The organism is Aeromonas sp. MR16, assembly GCF_022549315.1.
In the GTDB taxonomy this organism is placed as follows: domain Bacteria; phylum Pseudomonadota; class Gammaproteobacteria; order Enterobacterales; family Aeromonadaceae; genus Aeromonas; species Aeromonas aquatica.
Genome location: NZ_JAKZFK010000019.1, coordinates 33,415 through 47,868 on the forward strand (window position 1 = coordinate 33,415; position 14,454 = coordinate 47,868).

The following is a 14,454-nucleotide window of genomic DNA, read 5'->3' on the forward strand; positions in this document are numbered from 1 at the left end:
GGGGTTATTTTTCCGCAGTGGCCAGGCCTTCGTTGACCCAGGCCATGAAGATGCGATAGCCGATGGAGAGCATGGTGGCACCGATAAACATACCGAGGATGCCGCTGGTTGCCATGCCGCCAAGGGCGCCAAGCAGCACCACCGGCATGGGGGCATCGACCCCGCGCCCCAGCAGCAGCGGCTTGAGCACGTTGTCTGCCATGCCGGCAATGACCAGCAGCACCGAGTAGATGATGTTGACCAGGGTGCCGTGATCCCCTGCCATCCACATGTAGGCGATGATGGGACCGGTGACCAGAATGACGGGGACCTGGGCGATGCCGAGGATGAGGGCCAGGATGAAGAAGATGCCCACGGCCGGGATCCCCGCCAGCGACATGACGATGCCGGCCAGCAAGGCCTGGATGAAGGCCACGCCGATCACCCCTTGCGCCACCGCCCGTATGGTGCTGGTGCACAGCTTGGTCAGGGCGTTGCCCTTGCGCTCATCGGTGATGCGAATGGCGATGCGGTTGGCACTCACTGCGCCCGGGGCACCCCAGGCCATCATGATCCCCGCCACGATGAAGGAGGCGACGAAGCCCAGCAAGCCACCGCCCATGCTGGCCAGCATGCCGACGACCTGCTTGGCAAGATCCCCCAACTGCGGCTTGTAGCTGATGATGAGGCTTGGCAAGTCCACCGAGGCTTTCAGCCAGATGGCGTGCAGCTTGGCACCCACCAGCGGAATGTTGGCGATGTCGGCGGACGGGGCCGGGATCACCAGAGTGTTGTTGTCCACCTTGTCGACCAGGGTGCTGACGCTGTCACCCAGCGAGCTGACCATGGCAACCGTGGGAGCCACGATCAAGAGTATTCCCAGCAATACCAGCAGGGTCGATGCCTTGCCCTGTTTCCCGCCAAGGCGCGCGGCGAAGCGCTGGTGGAGGGGATAGAGGGTAACCGCCAGGATCAGGGCCCACAGCATCATGTTCATGAAGGGGGAGAACACGGTGAAGCAGAAAGATCCCAAGGCCAGGATAAGACCGAACTTGATGAACATATCCAGGAATCTGGCAACCAGTCTTTTTTCGACTACGGCAAGATCATTAATTTCCATTCTGGTATCACTCCAACAGGTGATGAGCGCACAACAATTCTGGCCCGACAAAAGCCGAGCCAGCAAGTAAAGGTTGCGCAGTAATAAATGAACTTGAGTTCAAACATTGAGGGTGCGCCTTGGTATTGCACCATGCCTTCTTTTCATTGATGGCACAGACGTCAAGTTTTTAAAAAATGACTTAACCGTTTGATATTAGGTTGATTGGTGCAACAGTTCCAGTGGGGCTAGAGAATAAAGAGTCCTCGCATACCACACAAGTGAACTGTTGTTCCCAGTTTAGCTTGGGTTCAGAAAACGGGGGATAAAGGTATATATAAAATAGTTATCCATTAATAAGCCTCGAATGGGTTACGCCAATATCACTCTTATGGGTAGATATATGTGCTGAAATATACCTCTTGCACGACATTATCCCTGTCATGGATGTGTATTCATGGGAAACCCTATATTCTATTGGCTCCTGAGCTGCGTCAGCGGCGACTCCACCCGGGATGAAACTTATGCGCCTTTTCGAGCCCAAACCCCTGCCTCGTGCCTCCTATGCCTGCCGTCCTTGGTCAGCCCTGTTGCTGACTGCTGTGCTGCTCGCCGGTTGCGGCCCAGAGCCCGCGACTGAGGCCAGTCCGCCGTCTGCGGCGCAGCAAGAGAGCGGCGCCCCGAGCGAGATCAGTCAGGCCAGTGCTCGCCAATACCGGGATGCACCGGCGCTGGCGCTGGTCTTCTCGGCCCCGCTCTCACCGCGCAGCAGCTGGCAGCGCTGGCTCGCCGTGAGCGAGGGGGGCAAGCAGGTGCAGGGAGACTGGGTCCTGGCCGAGGATGGCCGCACTCTTTACTTCCCGCAGGTTGCCCCCGACAAAAGCTACGAGGTGACCCTCAAGGCGGGGCTGGGGCCCGCCCCCCAGAGTTGGACCATCAAGACCCGGCCGTTGGTGGCGGGGGCCTCTTTCACCGCCAGCGGCATGGTGTTGCCGCTGCGTCAGGAGCTGCGCCTGCCCATCAGCGCGGTCAACGTGGACGAGGTCAATATCGACTTCTTCCGCATCGAGGCCGACTATCTGCCGCGCTTTCTGGCGGAATACAAGCCGGGGGCGGGCATGGGCAACTGGGATCTGGAGCAGGTCAGTGCGCGGGCCAAACGGGTGTTCAGCGGCCGCTACGCCCTGGCGCTCGATCCGAACCGCCGCGAGACCCGTCTCATCAACGTGAAGGAGCCGCAACTGGCGGAGGCCGGGGTCTATTTCGCGGTGATGTCCCCCCTTGGCAACTACAACTGGCGCAAGGAGACCACCTACTTCGCGGTGAGCGACATGGGGCTCAGTGCCCGTCGCTACCCGGATCAGCTGGAGGTGTTCGTCAGCTCCCTGGCCAGCGCCGCCCCCCTCAAGGATGTGCAGCTCTCCCTGCTCGATGAGAAGGGTAACCGGCTGCAGGTGCACACCACGGACGTCCAGGGTCATCGCCGCTTCGAGCAGATCCAGGGGGCCCGCCTGTTGCTGGCCGAGCAGGGCAAGCACCTGGCCGTGCTGCGCCTCGACGGCGCTGCGCTGGATCTCTCCTCCTTCGATCTGGGCACCCAGCCCTGGCAGGCCCAGCAGCTCTATCTGTTCAGCGGCCGGGATCTCTATCGTCCCGGCGAGCGGCTCGACAGCGAGATCCTGCTCAAGGGGCAGGATGGCCAGTTGCTGCCGGGCATGGCGGTGGAGCTGGAGATCAAGCAACCGGACGGTCAGCTGCTCGAGCAGCGGCGACTGCTGCCAGATAGCCTCGGCGCCGCGCACTATGGCGTGCGCCTGCCGGACGATGCCCCGCTTGGGCGTTGGAACATTATTCTCAAGACCGCCGCCGGCAGCCGCTTCGAGTGGCCCTTCCTGGTGGAGGAGTTTCTGCCGGAGCGGTTGAAACTCCAGCTGGGCAAGGGGCCGGATGGGGAGCTGCTGAGCGACGTCGATGCGCTGACGCTGCCGCTACAGGGGGACTATCTCTATGGCGCCCCTGCCAGCGGCACCAAGGCCAAGGCAGAAGTGAAGATTAGTCGCGCCCTCATGCCCTTCACCCAGTGGCAGGAGTTCACCCTGGGGGATGTGCGGCTCATCGAACAGGTCAAGGAGCTGGAGCCCGTCAGCCTGACCCTGGATGAGCAAGGGCAGGGGCGTGTTGCCCTCGCGGATCAGCTGGAGGACCTCAAGGCTCTGGGGCCACTCGAAGTGAATTATCGGGTGTCGCTGTCCGAACCCGGTGGCCGGGCGGTCAATCGCAGTCGCACCCAGTTCGGTTGGCCTGCGGGGAGCCAGTGGCCGGCCCTCAAGGCTGACTTCGTGGCCGACAGAGTGGAGGGAGGCCGGCCGCTGCCGTTCCAGATCCTCAACCTGGATGAGCAGGGGCAACCGGTGGCGGGAGAGGTGAAGGTGCGCCTCATCAACGAATACCGGGACTACTACTGGCACTACGCGGGGGGGGAGGGCTGGAAGTATGAATACAATCCCCAGCCCTATCTGGAGCAGGAGCAGACTCTGCAGCTCGATGGCAAGGGGCCGACGGCCTTGAGCCTGCCGCTCTCGGCGGGCTGGTATCGTCTCGAGGTGGAGAACAGTCAGGGCCACCAATCCAGCCTGAGAGTTGAGATTGGCAGCTATGCCTGGGGCGGCGGTGGCGAGCAGGCGCGCCCGGACAAGATCGCCATCAGCCTCGACAAGCGTGCCTATCAGGCTGGTGACAAGGCCAGGGTGACCCTGGTGGCCCCTCGTCCCGGCAAGGGACTGCTGCTGGTGGAAGATGGCGGCGGCCTGCGCTGGTGGCAGCGCATCGAGCTGAAGGAGGGGCGCGGCGAGTTCGAGATCCCGGTCAGTCCCGACTGGCTGCGCCACGACTTGCATATCTCGGCCCAGATAGCGGCTCCCGATAGCGAGTCGGTGGCCATGGGCAGCCAGGGCGCCGGCAGCAAGCAGGTGCAGGGCCTGCGCTCGGTCGGGCTGGTGCCGCTGGTGCTCGATCGGGAGGCGCGTCGGCTGCCGCTCAGTCTGAGTGCCCCGGACAAGGCGATGCCGCTCACCCGGCTCGAGGTGGCGGTCAGCGCGACCCCGAACAGCCGGGGCCGGGTGGTGCTGGCGGCGGTGGACAGAGGAGTGCTCAATATCAGCGATTACCAGCCCTTGGATCCCTTCGAGATCTTCTTCGGTCGCAAGCGCTTCGCCCAGGACCTGTTCGATAACTATGGCCAGGTGATCCCGCCCCAGGATGGCAAGCTGGCCCGCCTCAACTACGGCGGCGACGCGCCGACCCTCAAGAAGGGCGGGGCACTGGAGAGCCGGGTCGAGGTCGCCGCGCTCTGGAGCGGTGAGGTGAGCTTTGATGAGAACGGCAAGGCGGTCATACCGCTGGACTTGCCGAACTTCAACGGCGAGCTGGCGCTGATGGCGCTGGCTTGGAATGAGCAGCAAGTGGGTCAGGCCGAGCGGGCCATCAAGGTGGTGTCGCCCCTGGTGGCCGAGATAGGCTGGCCACGCTTCGGTGCGCGCGGGGATGAGACCCGTGCCCTGGTGCAACTGCGCAACATGAGCGGCGAGGATCAGACCCTGTCGCTGGCCTGGACCCTGAGTGGTGGCCTGCAGGCGGGCGCCGAGCTGCCAACCACGCTGGCGTTGAAGCAGGGCGAGGAGCATTGGCTCAATTTGCCGCTGCATGTCAGCGGGGCGAGCGGGGTAGCCAGCCTGCAACTGGCGGCCAGCGGCAAAGGCTTTGCGGTGAACCGCGAGTGGTCGCTGCCCCTGCGCTCCCCCTGGCCGGCCGAGACTCGTCAGCGTTATCAGATGCTGGCGCCAAACCAGCAGATGAACTTCGCCCCGGGCGAGTTGGCGGGGTTGGATCCTGCCAACCTGCAGGGGCTGCTCAGCCTCTCCGGCACGCCCCCCTGGGATCCGGCGGCCCAGTGGCAGGCCCTGGCCCAGTACCCTTATGCCTGCCTGGAGCAGACCCTGTCCCGTGCCTGGCCTTATCAGCTCAGCACGGCCGCCGAGCGCGAGGCCTGGTCCAAGGATCTGCCCGGGCCGGCCAAGGGGATGAGTGAGGCCGAGGTGCAGCGGGCCCTGCTGCAGCGCCTGCAACGGCTGCAACTGCCGAGCGGCGGCTTCGGTCTGTGGGATGGGCGCTCCGACGAGGAGCAGTGGCTCACCGCCTACGCCGCCGATTATCTGCTGACCCGAAAGGAAGCCGGGGAAGCCGTGCCCGAGGCCATGCTGAGCCAGGCGCTGGGTCGCCTGCAGAGTTATCTCACCGATGGCCAGTACGGCGAGCGCTGGAGCAGTGCCCCCGAGCACAGCCGGCTGGCCTATCAGGCCTACAGCGCCTTCGTGCTGGCACGGGTGGGCAAGGCGCCGCTCTCTACCCTGCGGCTCATCTGGGAGCAGCAGGCGGATCATGCCCGCTCCGGTCTGCCGTTGCTGCACCTCTCCCTGGCCCTGTCGGCCATGGGGGACGAGCAGAACGGTGCCCTGGCCCTCGGCCGGGCGCTGGCGACCCCGCGCGGGGAGGATTATCTCGCGGATTACGGCTCGCCGCTGCGGGACGGTGCGCTCGAGCTCGCCTTGCTGCGCCAGTACAAGCTGGCGCAGGCGAGCTGGCCTGACTTGAGCGCCAAGCTGGCCGACACCTTGGCCCATCGCCAGTGGCTCAGCACCCAGGAGCGGCTCGCCCTGCTGCGCCTGGCTCAGGTCGACCCCGCCGTCGACTGGCAGGCCAGGGTGGAGAGCGCGAGCGGCGAGCAGCCCCTCGCCGGTCAGATGAGTCGGCAGCTGGGTGCCCCGGATGCGCTGACCGTCACCGGCGTCGACAATCAGGGCGAGGGCTCCCTCTATGTGCAGCGCACCCTGATAGGCTACCCGGCGCAGGCACCCACCCGCATCAGCCAGGGCATGAGCGTGACTCGCAGCTGGTTCAATGCCGATGGCCAGCGTTTCGATCCCGCCAAGGCACGGGTCGGCGATCTCGTTGTGGTGCGGCTCAACGTGGCGAGCGAACAGGCAGTGCCCGACGCCCTGCTGGTGGAGATGCTGCCGGCGGGCTTCGAGCTGGAGAACCCGGCCCTTGGCAACAGCATCAAGCTGGAGGAGCTGAAGATTGAAGGCAAGCCGGCCTGGCAGAGCGACTGGAACGACTACCTCAAGCATCAGGAGTTCCGGGACGATCGCTACACGGCGGCGCTGGATCTGAGCGCGGGGGGCAATCAGCAACTGGTCTACCTGATGCGGGCGGTGACGCCGGGTCGCTATCAGGTGCCGCCAACCCAGGTGGAGGATATGTATCGCCCCGAGCTTAGGGCGGTGGGGCAGGATATTCACGAGGTGATCATCTCTGAATAAGTCGTTCTTGTCGGACCCCTCACGTCCGGCCAGCTACTTGGCGCTATGCCGGGCAGGCGCTCGCAAGCTAGGGTCCACCTGGCGGAGGTGGCCACGTTGGCTGCGCCTGACGGGGTTGCTATTGGCTGGCATTCCCCTGTTATTGCTGGTGCTGGATCGGGCCTTCCCGCCACCGCCGCTGGATCCCGCCTATGCCCGGGTGGTGCTGGATATGAGGGGCAAGCCGCTGCGGGCCTTCGCCGACACCAGCGGGGTCTGGCGCTATCCGGTCACCCTGGAGCAGGTCTCCCCTCGCTACATAGAGGCGCTGCTCGGCTACGAGGATCGCCACTTCTGGCAACACCCCGGGGTCAACCCGCTGGCCATGGCGCGGGGCGTCTGGCAGTGGCTACGTTATGGCCGAGCCGTCTCAGGCGGCTCGACCCTCACCATGCAGGTGGCGCGTCTCATCGAATCCTACCAGCGATCCATTCCGGGCAAGCTGCGCCAGATGGCGCGGGCGCTGCAGCTGGAGTGGCACTATGACAAGCGCACCCTGCTCACCGTCTACCTCAACCGGGCGCCCTTTGGTGGCAATCTGGAGGGGGTACAGGCGGCGAGCTTCGCCTATCTCGGCAAGAGTGCGGCCAAGCTCACCCATGCGGAGGCGGCCCTGCTGGCGGTGCTGCCCCAGGCCCCCAGCCGTTACCGGCCGGACAGGCACCCCGAACGGGCCCGTGCCGCCCGGGACAAGGTGATGCAGCGGCTGGTCAGGCAGGGGGCCTGGCCCGCATCGGTCTGGGAGCAGGGGCGCATCGAACCGGTACTGGCCCGAGGACACTTCACCCCCATGGAGGCGCCGCTGTTTGCCCGCCTCGTCGCCGACAGCCAGCCGGGGGCCCTGGTGCACACCACCATAGACGGGGATCTGCAACGCTGGCTGGAGGCGCGGGTGGCGAGCTATATCCGCCGCTTCCCGGAGCAGACCTCCGCCGCCCTGCTGCTGGTAGACAACCAGACCATGGCGGTGCGCGCCTATGTGGGCAGCGCCGAGTATGGCAACCTGCGGCGCCACGGCTACCTCGACATGGTGCAGGCGATCCGCTCCCCCGGCTCCACCCTCAAGCCGTTCATCTATGGCCTGGCGCTGGATGCCGGGCTGGTGCATTCGGCCTCCCTGCTCTCCGATGCCCCTCGCCTCGGCGCTGACTATCGCCCCGCGAACTTCAGCGGTGCCTTTCAGGGACCCGTGACCCTGACCCAGGCGTTGCAGCAGTCCCTCAATGTGCCGACGGTGCAGGTGTTGGAGGCGCTGGGACCCGATACCCTGGTCAACCGGTTGGACAATGCTGGCGTCAGGTTGGCGCTGTCCGATAAACCCAATCCCGCCATTGCGCTGGGGGCCGCAGGCATTCGGCTGGAGCAGTTGGTGGCGCTCTACAGTGCGCTCACCCGCCAGGGGCAGGTGGCGATGCCGGTCTGGCTCGCGGGGCAGCAGGCGGTGTCTCGGCCCTTGCTGAGCCCGGGGGCAGCCTGGATTGTCTGGCACATGCTGAGCACTCAGGGGAGGGCGGATCAGCCCTTCGACAGCGAAGCGACCGGGCGGGTTAACCGGCTGGCCTGGAAGACCGGCACCAGCTATGGCTACCGCGACAGCTGGGCGCTCGGGGTCTCGGGTCGCTGGACTCTGGGGGTCTGGCTCGGCCGGCCCGATGGCACCCCCTTGCCCGGCTTCTACGGCCAGAGTGCGGCGGTGCCGCTGCTGCTCTCGGTTTATTCTCGCCTCGGCGATAACAGCCCCTTGCCGGCGCAGCCCAATACGGTGAGCGAGGCCGACATCTGCTGGCCACTGGGGCGGCGGGCAAGCGCCACCCTGCCAGGTACCTGCCAACAGCATCAGAACGCCTGGCTGCTGGATGAGCGGGATCCACCGACCCTGCCTGATCCCATGGACTGGCCCTCGCCGTTGCGCAAGGTGGCGCTGACGGCGCAGGGCAAACCGACCCTGGCGCGCTGTCTCGAGGCCAGCGGCTCTGCCTGGCGGGCCTTGTGGCCGCTGGCGCTCGAGCCCTGGCGTGCCCCCGCCGAGCGGCGCGGGGCCCTGCTCGCCAGTGGTTGCGAGGGGGAGGGACGTGGGGCAGATTTGCAGGCGCCCATCCGCATCGTGGCGCTGGGGGAGGGCAACCTCATCCGCAGCCAGCGTTACCGCCTGCAACCCAGGGTGCTGGGCGGGATCGGCAAGCCGTTCTGGTTTCTGAACGGTCAGCGCCTGCGCTGGGACGGGGATCAGGTACTCAGCGAGGCGGGTCTTTACCAGCTGGTGGTGGTCGATGAGGCGGGCAACAGCGATCGCATAGAGTTTCGACTGGAAAACCCCTCCTGAGCAGGAGGGGGTTCGGTTTTAGCCCACAATAATGCGACAAAATATTGACGATTGCCCATGTCAGGAGCCTATGGATGGCGAAAGGTGTCGAGCCCTAAGCCGTTTACGGCTTGACCTGCCCCAGGCGAGTGAAGAAGTGCTGGCTCTTGCGCTGATGGAAGTGGCTCTTCTTGATGGGATGGAAGATGAGCGTCGTGTCCGGGTGGCTCGCCTTGAGCCGGTGGATCATCGCCATGGCGGGTAAGCCAGTACTGACGAGCGTGGTGAACGGCAGACTTTGGGTCTCTGCCCCGAGCAGCAGGTTGAGCCCTTGCTGGCCCTGCTCGAAGCGAGTCAATACGGCGGGGTCGGCATAGCCGCTACCCAGCATGGTGAGCAAGGCATCGAGGGCCTGATGAAAGGCCGCCAGCTGCTGACGAAAACCGCTGCGCCCGCGCAGTGCAATGAGTTCGGCAAACGGGATCTCGGCCAGGTGAGTGGGCACTCGCAGCGGGATCTCGAGGTGGAAGCAATCCTGACCGCCCCGGTTGTGGTAGCGGGATTCGAGCAGGTGCAGCAACCGGTCCAGATAGTCGTGATCGGTGATGAGGGCTCCCTCATTGGCGAGCGCCCACTCACGGGCGAGACGCATGGAGAGCAGGTTCGCGAAGCGCCGCGCCATCCTGATCCCCCCCTCGTCCTGGCTGGCAAAGCCGGTGGCGAGACAATAGCCGTGCAGCCGTTCGAGGCCGTCCTGAGCCGGGCAGAAACAGTCGTGATTGCTGGCCTGACGCCAGCGACCGATGAGTTCCTTGTTGCCAAACACCTTGTGGCGGACGAAGTCGGGAGCGATAAGGCCGGCGATCTGATTTTCTATTTGGGGGCTGATGGCAGCAAAGAAGTCGGCATCGGGCCGCTCGGCCAGCAGATCGGTCTGCTGGCGCAGGGTTTCCAGCAGGGCGGTCAGGCCGCTCTTCTCGCTGACAGTAAAGACGAAGGCGAGCCGCTCCAGGTAGATCAGGGCAAACTTGAGCCAGAGTTCATCCCGCACTTCCATGCCGGGGTAGTAGATATAGGTCTTCATCGAATCGATCTGTTATCAAGACTGTTGCCAAGTCGCAGGCTGGGGAATATACGCAAGATCGCCGTCTGGCGGCAAACATTGCGTGGGGAATTGTGTGGGGGAATGTGAGCGGGCGCTCAGCCAGTAGGCGCTGGCCCTAAACTTCTGATATAATTCGCGCCCTTAAATCGAGGCCACCCGAGTCATCATCATGAAGTTCATTATCAAGCTGTTCCCGGAAATCACCATCAAGAGCAAGTCAGTGCGTCAGCGCTTCACCAAGATGCTGCAGGGCAACATCCGCAACGTGTTGCGCCGCTTTGACGAAGATGCCCGCGTGCGGATGGACTGGGACAAGCTGATCGTGAGCTCGCGCAACGACCAGTTCCACGCCCAGTATCTGGAGACCCTGGCCTGCATTCCCGGCATCCAGTATTTCCTGGAAGTGAAGCTGAGCAACTTCACCGACCTGCACGATATCTTCGAGCAGACTCGCGCCGTCTGGGGAGATCGCCTTAAGGGCAAGACCTTCTGCGTGCGTGCCCGCCGGGTCGGCAAGCACGACTTCAGCTCCCTGGAGCTGGAGCGCTACGTGGGGGGTGGCCTGAACCAGCATTGCGAAACCGCCGGCGTGCGCCTGAAAAAACCCGATATCCAGGTCAACCTGGAAGTGGAGAACGATGAGCTCTACATCATCAGCGCCGTGCACCACGGTATGGGTGGCTTCCCCATGGCGACCCAGGAAGACGTGCTGAGCCTGCTGTCCGGTGGCTTCGACTCCGGCGTTGCCTCCTACCAATTCATCAAGCGTGGCTGCCGGGTGCACTACTGCTTCTTCAATCTGGGCGGGGCCGCCCATGAGATCGGCGTCAAGCAGGTTGCCTATTACCTCTGGAGCAAGTTCGGTGCCTCCCACAAGGTGCGCTTCACCGCCATCGACTTCGAGCCTGTGGTGGCGGAGATCCTCGAGAAGATCGACAACGGCCAGATGGGCGTGGTGCTCAAGCGCATGATGATGCGTGCCGCCGGCCAGGTGGCAGAGACCTTCCAGATCCCGGCGCTGGTGACCGGCGAATGCGTGGGGCAGGTCTCCAGCCAGACCCTCACCAACCTCAACGTCATCGACCGGGTGACCGACAAGGTGATCCTGCGTCCGCTCATCACCTGGGACAAGCCGGACATCATCAGCGAGGCGCGCCGCATCGGTACCCTGGAGTTCGCCGAGACCATGCCGGAATATTGCGGCGTCATCTCCAAGAAGCCGACCATCAAGGCCGTGCTGTCCAACATCGAGGCGGAAGAGGGCAACTTCGACTTCGCGATCCTGGACAAGGTGGTGAGTGAAGCCCGCTATCTCGATATCCGCCGCATCGGCGAGGAGACCTCCGCCCAGGTGCAGGAGGTCGAGACGACAGAAGTGCTGGCCGCCGATGAGATCGTGCTGGATATCCGATCCAGCGATGAGCGCGACGAGAAGCCGCTGGTGATGGAGGGGCGTGAAGTGCTGCACATCCCGTTCTTCAAGCTGGCGACCACCTTTGGCGACCTGCCCAAGGAGCAGACCTATCTGCTGTATTGCGATCGCGGCGTGATGAGCAAGCTGCAGGCGCTCTATCTCAAGGAGCAGGGCTTTGACAACGTGAAGGTGTATCGCCCGTAACCCACGCGCCTCCCATAAAAAAATCCGGCCATTGTGCCGGATTTTTTTATTTCACCTCGGGAGTCAGCCCAGGCTGCTCCCTATCTCTTCTGCCATGGGGTCAGGGGCAAGGCACGGGGGTAAAGGTTTCCTGGCCCTGGCAGCGCCAGCCCATCTCGGCCTGACGCATCTGCCACAGGTTGTCACTGCGAAACAGCGTCAGGATATAGATCATGTCGCTCTTGCGGCCATCGAGGGCCACAGAGAGTACCAGATCGTTATCCAGTTGCTGGGCGTGGATGCGACTGGGCACGTCTTCGTGGCCCACGAAGCGGCGCGCCACTTCGCGGTAGTCGTTGACCCAACTCTGCTGGCTGCTGCTCGCCAGGCGGATCTGCTGGTTGAACTGTTGCACCGGAGTCGATGCCAGGCGTCCGAACAGGGCCTGTGCGCCGGCGTGAGCCGCCGCAACCGTCATCAGTAGGAGAGTGGTAATGAGCCCAAGTTTTTGCATGAGGTAGTCCGGCTTAAAACGACCACTCTATGACAACAGAAAAGCGTACTTGGTTCAATGTTACCCCTCCCGGGATGGGATCCAGTCCATTCAGAGCCGGTTCAGTGTCGCTGCAGCGAGAAGGTCGGCAGTGACAGATGCCAGTAGATGGCCGCCACCCGCAGGCCAAACACCCCCAGCATGCTGATCAGCATGGCGATGACCTTGTCCACATGGCACTCCAGCGCCAGGGTATAGAGGATACCCCCCAGAATGCAGGCGGTGGCGTAGATCTCCTTTTGCAGCACCATGGGCACTTCCCGGGCCAGTACGTCCCGGATCATGCCGCCGGCGACGCCGGTCATGGTGCCCATGATCACCGCAATCAGGCCCGGCGTGCCGAAATTGAGCGCCTTTTGTGCCCCGATCACGGTAAACAGGGCCAGCCCGAAGGCATCCGCTACCGGCAGCACGTACCAGGGCATGCGCCTTGGCAGCTTGACCATCCACATGCCGATCAAGGCGGTGGCGATGATCACCCAGATATAGAGGGGATCGCGTACCCAGAACACCGGGGTGGCGCCCAGGATCATGTCGCGGATGGTCCCCCCGCCGATGGCGGTTACCGCTGCCAGCACCATGACACCGAAGCCATCCATGCGCAGCCGACCAGCGACCAGCACCCCGGAGAACGCGAAGACCGCAGTACCAAACATGTCGCTGATGTAAACAATTTGCTCAACCAATGTCTGCATGGAGAACAACTCACGTCCGATAAATGGTGGGGCGGCGATTTTAGGGGCAAGGGGCGCCGGTGAGCAATGCTGGCGTGCAAAAGTGAGAGCCAGAGCCGGTTTCCTTGGCGCCAGTCGTCGGAGGAGGCTGGCGAGATCGGTGCTCCCGGTGCATCGGCAGTAACAAGGAGGGAGCCATGCAGATGAGGGGCAGTCCGGACATATCGGTAAAAAATCTCGAATTTCTTCTCAAGGCTGACCGACATGGGCCGATATATAGGGTAGGCGGCGATTACAGCGAAAAGAGCTGTAAAAAACAAATTAAAGTATCTGAAAAAGGCGCCGTTAACTAAACATATCAGGCACAAAACAAAACAAAGCCTGAGTGAATTAAAGATAAAATTTAATAGCTTAGGAGAATGGTTATGAGTCTGTTTATTAATACTAACGTTTCATCGCTCAACGCTCAGCGTAACATGATGAATAGCACCAAATCCCTGGATACCTCCTACACTCGTCTGGCCTCCGGCCTGCGCATCAACAGCGCCAAGGACGATGCGGCGGGTCTGCAGATCTCCAACCGTCTGACCTCCCAGGTCAACGGCCTGGATCAAGGTAACCGCAATGCCAACGACGGCATCTCCCTGGCACAGACCGCAGAAGGGGCCATGGACGAAGTGACCGGTATGCTGCAGCGCATGCGTACCCTGGCCCAACAGTCCGCCAACGGTTCGAACTCGGACAAGGACCGTGAGGCTCTGCAGAAGGAAGTGGATCAGCTGGGTGCCGAGATCAACCGTATCTCCACCGCGACGACTTTTGCGGGCACCAAGCTGCTCGACGGCTCCTTCAGCGGCACCTTCCAGGTCGGCGCAGATGCCAACCAGACCATCAGTTTCAGTCTGTCTCAGGCCAATGGCTTCAGCATCTCAGGAATTGCGGCTGCGGCGGCAACGACGATTTCCGTATTGAATGCAGCTAGCACTGCTACAACGGTCGCCGTAACAGCTATTTTTGGTAGCGGCAGTGCTGGTGGGATCAGCATTAGCACTCAGAGTAAGGCTCAGGAGGTCTTGGCTGCAGCAGATGCCATGTTGGGTGTTGTTGATAGCAAGCGTGCCGAGCTGGGTGCGGTGCAAAACCGGCTGGACTCCACCATTCGTAACCAGGCCAATATCTCCGAGAACGTCAGTGCCGCACGTTCCCGTATCAGAGACGCGGACTTTGCCACCGAGACTGCCAACATGACCAAGCAGAATATCCTGCAACAGGCCGCTTCCAGCATCCTGGCTCAGGCGAACCAGCGTCCGCAGTCTGCGCTCTCTCTGCTGCAGAACTAAGCCATCATTTCAAGAATAAGAAAAGGGCGGTTGTTCAGGCCGCCCTGGTAAGAAAGATGGAACAACGGGGTGTTCGGATTTACGCCTTGTTCTATCGAAAGAGAGATTCTCTTATTGGTATACCCCTCGAGTGTTGCGCAGATCGTTCACTCTGTCACCCTCGAGGTTGTTCTCCTGAGCGTAAGCTCTTCTTTGGCCGACATTGTCGGCCTTTTTTTATGGCGCCGAAAAATCGACGCATCTAACGTTAAGCACAAAGTGTGCCAGTTTTATTCGGCATGATGATCAAGACCCGTATCCATCTCCTGTACTCAGGAGTGCCTCATGGTGATGCACTCCCCCTGCTATGTCGCACGGACCGCTACGCGCGAGTTTCATGTGTTGATGA

The 14,454-nt window shown here is 62.7% G+C and carries 8 protein-coding genes; 4 read left to right on the forward strand and 4 right to left on the reverse strand.

What is annotated here, in order from left to right; translation table 11 throughout:
* Positions 1-4: 4 nt before the first annotated feature.
* On the reverse strand, positions 5-1,042 hold the full coding sequence (locus tag MM194_RS14360; protein ID WP_238566442.1) for an AI-2E family transporter: 1,038 nt from the start codon (positions 1,040-1,042) through the stop codon (positions 5-7).
* Positions 1,043-1,602: 560 nt separating this feature from the next.
* On the opposite strand from MM194_RS14360, the gene MM194_RS14365 reads away from it, so the two are divergent.
* Positions 1,603-6,456 (forward strand): alpha-2-macroglobulin, encoded by a 4,854-nt coding sequence (locus MM194_RS14365; RefSeq protein WP_241343931.1) that lies wholly within the window; start codon positions 1,603-1,605, stop codon positions 6,454-6,456.
* 37 nt (positions 6,457-6,493) lie between these two features.
* Positions 6,494-8,818 (forward strand): penicillin-binding protein 1C, encoded by a 2,325-nt coding sequence (gene pbpC, locus MM194_RS14370; RefSeq protein ID WP_241343963.1) that lies wholly within the window; start codon positions 6,494-6,496, stop codon positions 8,816-8,818.
* 103 nt (positions 8,819-8,921) lie between these two features.
* Here pbpC and MM194_RS14375 read toward each other — a convergent pair whose 3' ends face one another.
* Positions 8,922-9,881 (reverse strand): hypothetical protein, encoded by a 960-nt coding sequence (locus tag MM194_RS14375; protein ID WP_241343932.1) that lies wholly within the window; start codon positions 9,879-9,881, stop codon positions 8,922-8,924.
* Positions 9,882-10,071: 190 nt separating this feature from the next.
* On the opposite strand from MM194_RS14375, the gene thiI reads away from it, so the two are divergent.
* Positions 10,072-11,520, forward strand: a complete 1,449-nt coding sequence (gene thiI, locus MM194_RS14380; protein ID WP_241343933.1) for a tRNA uracil 4-sulfurtransferase ThiI — start codon at positions 10,072-10,074, stop codon at positions 11,518-11,520.
* Between the two features lie 100 nt (positions 11,521-11,620).
* Here thiI and MM194_RS14385 read toward each other — a convergent pair whose 3' ends face one another.
* Both MM194_RS14385 and MM194_RS14390 read right to left on the reverse strand, forming a co-directional pair.
* A complete protein-coding gene (locus tag MM194_RS14385) occupies positions 11,621-12,013 on the reverse strand; it encodes a hypothetical protein (RefSeq protein ID WP_033131544.1) in 393 nt (130 codons plus the stop codon).
* A gap of 101 nt (positions 12,014-12,114) precedes the next feature.
* Complete coding sequence (locus MM194_RS14390) at positions 12,115-12,747, reverse strand: trimeric intracellular cation channel family protein (protein WP_241343934.1); 633 nt, start codon at positions 12,745-12,747, stop codon at positions 12,115-12,117.
* Between the two features lie 404 nt (positions 12,748-13,151).
* Here MM194_RS14390 and MM194_RS14395 point away from each other — a divergent pair, with 404 nt between their 5' ends.
* Entirely contained in the window at positions 13,152-14,066 is a 915-nt protein-coding gene (locus MM194_RS14395) for a flagellin (protein WP_241343935.1), read from the forward strand.
* Positions 14,067-14,454: the final 388 nt, after the last annotated feature.

Excerpts from the sequence above, each read along its gene's own strand:
- MM194_RS14375 (WP_241343932.1), bottom strand. The coding sequence starts at position 9,881 with ATGAAGACCTATATCTACTACCCCGGCATGGAAGTGCGGGATGAACTC.
- MM194_RS14395 (WP_241343935.1), top strand. The coding sequence starts at position 13,152 with ATGAGTCTGTTTATTAATACTAACGTTTCATCGCTCAACGCTCAGCGT.
- MM194_RS14365 (WP_241343931.1), top strand. The coding sequence starts at position 1,603 with ATGCGCCTTTTCGAGCCCAAACCCCTGCCTCGTGCCTCCTATGCCTGC.
- MM194_RS14360 (WP_238566442.1), bottom strand. The coding sequence starts at position 1,042 with ATGTTCATCAAGTTCGGTCTTATCCTGGCCTTGGGATCTTTCTGCTTC.
- thiI (WP_241343933.1), top strand. The coding sequence starts at position 10,072 with ATGAAGTTCATTATCAAGCTGTTCCCGGAAATCACCATCAAGAGCAAG.
- MM194_RS14390 (WP_241343934.1), bottom strand. The coding sequence starts at position 12,747 with ATGCAGACATTGGTTGAGCAAATTGTTTACATCAGCGACATGTTTGGT.
- MM194_RS14385 (WP_033131544.1), bottom strand. The coding sequence starts at position 12,013 with ATGCAAAAACTTGGGCTCATTACCACTCTCCTACTGATGACGGTTGCG.